At 70.6% G+C, this 5,292-nt stretch carries 6 protein-coding genes; all 6 read right to left on the bottom strand.

Annotated features, from left to right (window positions below; all coding sequences use genetic code 11):
- A partial coding sequence (locus tag VFN12_RS02610) for an FxsA family protein (RefSeq protein WP_325117003.1) occupies positions 1-180 on the bottom strand: 180 nt, incomplete at its 3' end.
- A complete protein-coding gene (locus VFN12_RS02605; RefSeq protein ID WP_325117001.1) occupies positions 177-944 on the bottom strand; it encodes a polyprenol monophosphomannose synthase in 768 nt (255 codons plus the stop codon). The genes VFN12_RS02605 and VFN12_RS02610, both read right to left, overlap by 4 nt.
- Positions 941-2,443, bottom strand: coding sequence for an apolipoprotein N-acyltransferase (gene lnt, locus VFN12_RS02600; RefSeq protein WP_325117000.1), 1,503 nt, complete (start codon positions 2,441-2,443; stop codon positions 941-943). The genes VFN12_RS02605 and lnt overlap by 4 nt, the downstream gene beginning before the upstream one ends.
- A 391-nt stretch (positions 2,444-2,834) precedes the next feature.
- The gene (locus VFN12_RS02595) at positions 2,835-3,224 is read right to left on the bottom strand and encodes a hotdog domain-containing protein (protein ID WP_325116999.1); all 390 of its coding nucleotides are present in this window, start codon (positions 3,222-3,224) and stop codon (positions 2,835-2,837) included.
- Positions 3,221-4,018, bottom strand: coding sequence for an OAM dimerization domain-containing protein (locus VFN12_RS02590; protein WP_325116998.1), 798 nt, complete (start codon positions 4,016-4,018; stop codon positions 3,221-3,223). Before VFN12_RS02590 ends, VFN12_RS02595 begins: the two co-directional genes overlap by 4 nt.
- On the bottom strand, positions 4,015-5,292 hold a 1,278-nt coding region (locus VFN12_RS02585), incomplete at its 5' end, for a lysine 5,6-aminomutase subunit alpha TIM-barrel domain-containing protein (protein WP_325116997.1). The genes VFN12_RS02585 and VFN12_RS02590, both read right to left, overlap by 4 nt.

The following is a 5,292-nucleotide window of genomic DNA, read 5'->3' as shown; positions in this document are numbered from 1 at the left end:
ACCCTCGCGACGGATCAGCCAGGTGCCGATGAGGCTGTCCACGATCAGCAGCAGGATCGTCCACCACGGCCCGATGACCTGGCCGACCTGGATCAGCACGTAGATCTCGATGAGCGGCACGCCGATGAAGGCGGCGACCAGTGCGAGCCTGATCCACCGACCCCGGCCGGAGGGCCTCACGGCCGACTCCCGCGCAGTGGACGGACGGCCTCACGGAGTCGCGACGAGCGGTGTCTCAGGCCCCACCCGGTGATCCGGCGGAGCGACTCCAGGGCGACACGGGGGCTCATCTTCGACTCACCGCGCACCCGCTCGACGAACTCGATGGGCACCTCGCGCACGACCAGCCCGGCATCCAGGGTCCGCGCCACGAGGTCGGTCTGGAACACGTAGCCGGCCGACCGGACCGTGGCGAGGTCGATCTTCTCCAGGGTCTGGCTGCGGAAGACGCGGAACCCGGACGTCGCGTCGTAGACGTCGATGCCGAGCAGCGCGCGGACGTAGAGGTTTCCGCCGCGGGACATCGCCTCTCGACCGCGGGACCAGTTGACGATCGACCCGCCCGGGATCCAGCGCGAGCCGATGACCAGGTCGGCGTCGCCGAGCGCCTCCAGCAGCTGCGGCAGCTCCTCGGGCTGGTGGGAGCCGTCTGCGTCCATCTCGCCGATGACGTCGTACCCGGACTGCAGCGCCCGGCCGAACCCGGCGAGGTAGGCGGCGCCGAGTCCCTCCTTGCCGTGCCGGTGCAGGACGTCGACCTGGCCGTCCTCGGCCGCGAGCCGGTCGGCGACCGCGCCGGTGCCGTCCGGGGAGTTGTCGTCGACGATGAGGACGTCGGCCTCGGGGACGGCGGCACGGAGGCGGGCAACGGCTTCCGCGATGTTGTCGACCTCGTCGTAGGTCGGGATCACGATGACGATCCGGCCGAGGGACTCGAACCTCACTGCCTCACCTCCTCTCCCCTGTTGTGCCGTCGACGATACGGGAGCAGACCCAAGCACAGCGCCGCCACGGCGACCCCCGCGCAGGCGCGTCCGACCCAGGGTCCGAGCCACACCGCGGGCGTGATCGCGGTGCTGAGTCCGACGGTCTCGGTGAGCACGGCCTGGGTCCGGGGTTCCGCCCGGTCCAGCACGGTGCCGTCGGGCGCCACCACCCCCGAGACGCCGTTGGTCGCGGCGACCAGCACGTAGCGCCCGGTCTCGACGGCCCGGAGCCGGGAGATCTCGAACTGCTGCTCGATCTGGCTGGTGTTGATGAACATCGCGTTCGAGGTCTGCACGACCAGCAGCTGGGCGCCCTCCTCGATCTGGGCGTGGATCCCGTCGTCGTAGGCGACGTCGAAGCAGATCGCGTCCGCGACCGAGGTGTCGGCGATCTCAATGGGCTCGACCCGGGTCCCGCTCTTCATGTCGCGCGGGATGAGGGCGAGTCGGCCGAAGTTGCTCCGGAAGACGCTGCGCCACGGGATGTACTCGCCGAACGGCACCGGGTGCCGCTTGGTGTACCGGTCGCCCGCCCCGGTCCCGGGTGTCCACACGATCCCCTGGTTCAGGACGTGCTCGGTCCCGGCGTCGACCATCGCCCCGACCAGGATCGGACGGCGGACGGCGTCGCTGGCCTCCTGGATCGCCGCGTTGATGCCCGCGTCGGCGAAGGGGTCGACCGCGGTGGAGTTCTCCGGCCAGAGGATGAAGTCGGGCTCGGTCTCGTCGCCGGCGGCGACGTCGTCGGCGAGCGCGATCGTGGCGTCGACGTGGTTGCGGGTCACCTGGCGGTGGTCGAGCAGGATGTCGTCGCCGTCCCCCGGGACGTTGCCCTGGACCACGGCGACCGTGCGCTCGCCCTCGGTCGGGACGGTGTAGGGCGCCAGCGCGGGCGCCAAGCTGACAGCCAGCACGACCGCGGCAGCTCCAGCGGAGACGATGCGCGTCCTGCCACTGGTGCGGACCGCCCAGGCGATCAGGCAGCCGAGCAGGGCGAGCAGCAGACTGACGCCGCTCTGGCCGACATGGGGCAGCGCCTCCTGCCAGGGCGTGCCGGCGGTGCCGAAGGCGAGACGACCCCAGGGCATCCCCCCGAACGGCCACGTCGACCGGACCGCCTCGGTGCCGACCCAGGCGCAGGCGATCCACAGCGGGGCGAGCCGGAGCCGGGACAAGGCGGCGGCCGCCGCACCGAGGAGGGCGTAGAAGGAGGCCTCCAGCGCCGAGAGCGCCAGCCAGGCATCGATGCCGACGACGCGCATCCAGAACATCAGGACGTAGCAGAACCCGATGCCGAAGGCGAGGCCGGGAACCCATCCCCGGCGGGCCGGCAGGCCCTGGGTGGCGAGCACGAAGCCGGCCACCGCGAGGGGGATCAGGAAGGCGATGCCCACCGGTTCGTAGGCCAGGGCGAGAAGGACGCCCGCGACGAGGGCGGCACCGGTCCGGAGGAGCACGCTGAAAAGGTACCTGCCTGCAGTGTCCGGAAGGGTCCCCGATCCTTCGGACCGACCCGAGACCGACTGGCTGCCGAGATCAGGAAGTTGTCTAGGGAACCGAAGACCCTTCCGTGTCCGACCTCGTGGAGCGGGACCGACCTCCGCGAACAATGTCGGAAGGGTGGTGGCGCCCCATCCCCCGACACAGCCACTCGGACGTCGGTCCGCCGAACACGATCTGCATGGGCGGACTGGGCACAAGTTTCATTCCCACCAGGGATGCTGTCAACACGCCGCTGACCTGCCCAGACGCGCGAAAGTGCAGGTCACAGGCCGGGCGTCCGTTTGCCGAACATCCGACATTTTCCACTCGGCTCGGCGTGTCGCACGGGACACGCCGGGGAGGGATTCAGCCGGGGACGACGACGGTGCCGGTCGCCGTCGTCACGAGCAGCGGAGGGTCGAGCACGCGGGCTGCTCCGGGGGCTTCCTCGGTGGCCTCGCCACGCGCCACGACGTGCACCGCGAAGTCCAGGACCCGCGACCGGGAGCCGACCTTGACGATCTCCGCGCTCACCTCCACGACGTCGCCGGCGCGCAGCGGAGCGCGGAACTGCACGTCGGAGTACGACGCGAACAACCCCTCGTCGCCGTCGGTGCGGATGCACATCTCCGTCGCCACGTCGCCGAAGAGCCCGAGGCTGTAGGCGCCGTCGACCAGGTGTCCGGCGTAGTGGGCGTGGGAGTACGGCACGTAGCGGCGGTGGACGATCCGCAGTCCCACCTCGGCCCCGCTCATCGCGAGACCTCCGCAGCCGAGGCGATCCGGTGCACCAGGAAGCTGGCGACCTCGCCGGGCGTCGTACCGCGGGCGAAGACGCGGTCGACGCCGAGCTCCGCGGCCATCGCCTCGTCGAACCGGGGGCCGCCCACGACCAGGAGCGGGCGTCGTTCCTCGGGGTAGGCCTCGCGGAAGGCCGCCGACATCTCCCGGGTGTTGAGCAGGTGCGCGTCGCGCTGGGTCACGACCTGGGAGACGAGGACCGCGTCGGCCTTCTCCTTCAGCGCCCGCTCCACGAGCTCCGGGACCGACACCTGGGCGCCGAGGTTGACCACCTTGAGCTCGCGGTAGTACTCGAGGCCCTTCTCCCCCGCGAACCCCTTGATGTTCAGGATCGCGTCGATGCCGACCGTGTGCGCGTCGGTCCCGATGCACCCGCCGATCACGACCAGCCGGCGACGCAGGGCCTGCTTGATGGCGGCGTTGACCTCGGGCGGTGTCAGCAGCGGGTAGTCGCGCTCGACCACCTCCACCTTGCTCACGTCGACGAGGTGGTTGACCCGCCCGTAGACCACGAAGAACGTGAAGTCGGGCCCCATCGGCTTGCTGTGCACCACCAGGGCCGGGTCGATGCCCATCTTGCCGGCCAGCTGCGCAGCCGCCCCGTCGGCGACCTTGGAGTGCGGCATGGGGAGGGTGAAGCTCACCTGGACCATGCCGTCGCCGGTGGTGTCGCCGTAGGGCCGGATGATCCGTTGAGTTGGGGATTCCCGACCTTCGAGTGGGGGAATCGTGTCCTGTGAGTCGGTCATTTCTGCTCCAGGATCTCGGTGGCCGGGTTGTAGTACGCCGGCGACTTGCGGGCCACGCCGTCGAGCCCACGGCCACCGTCGGCGGGACGCTTCATCAGCCCGAACGTGCCGTCGGCGATGGAGTCCAGCAGGCCTCCCCCTTCATGCGCGCTGTCGTGGTCGAGGATCTGCTCGAGCAGGTCGATCGACTCCCCCAGCACCTGGCGGGCGCGGCCGACGATGAACCCGTCGGGGTCGGGGTGGAAGTCCTCGTGCAGGTTGCCGGCCGCGTTGATCACGTACCGGACGTTCTGCAGCGCGAGGTCGCGGTCGGAGATCCAGGGCGTGACCACCGCCTCGGTCATCATGCCGACCAGCAGGATGCCCTGCCCGGTGAGCGCGCCGACGAGGTTGAAGAAGCCGTCGAGCAGGTAGCCGCGGAACACGTCGCCGGTCATGTGCCGGGTGGGCGGCATCCACTTCAACGGTGCGTCCGGGAACAGGTCCCGGGCCAGCATCGCGTGGGCGACCTCCATCCGGAACGAGTCAGGGAGGTCGGGGTCGATCTCGAAGGCGTGGCCCAGGCCGAGCTGCCAGTCCTCGAGCCCCGCCTCCTTGGCGAAGTACTCGTTGAGCAGCTGGCTCGTGGTGACGGTGTGCGCGGCCTCCACGGCATCGGCGGTGGTGAGGTAGTTGTCCTCGCCGGTGTTGATGATGATTCCCGCCCGGGCGTGGATCTGGCGGCTGAAGCGCTGGTCGACGAAGGTCCGCACCGGGTTGAGGTCGCGGAAGAGGATGCCGTACATCGAGTCGTTGAGCATCATGTCCAGCCGCTCGAGGCCGGCCAGCGCCGCGAACTCCGGCATGCACAGCCCGGACGCGTAGTTGGTCAGCCGCACGTAGCGGCCGAGCTCCTTGCTCGACTCGTCGAGGGCGGCGCGCATCAGCCGGAAGTTCTCCTGGGTGGCGTACGTCCCGGCGAAGCCCTCGCGGGTCGCGCCCTCGGGCACGTAGTCCAGCAGCGACTGGCCGGTCGAGCGGATCACCGCGATCACGTCGGCGCCCTCCCGCGCGGCCTGCTGCGCCTGCGGGATGTCCTCGTAGATGTCGCCGGTCGCAACGATCAGGTAGATCCAGGGCTGCTGGGCCGGGTCGCCGTGCCGCTTCACCAACCGGTCCCGCTCGCGGCGGCGGGCGTCGATGCGCCGTACGCCGGCTCCCACGGCCGCCCGCGCGGCCTCCCGCGCGTCGTCCGCAGCGGGCCCCTCGGGGAGCCGGAACCGCACCGAGCCGGC

Source organism: Nocardioides sp., from assembly GCF_035703625.1.
Lineage (GTDB): Bacteria > Actinomycetota > Actinomycetes > Propionibacteriales > Nocardioidaceae > Nocardioides.
Note: the sequence above shows the minus strand (reverse complement) of the source record. Positions and strands in the feature narration are given on the sequence as shown.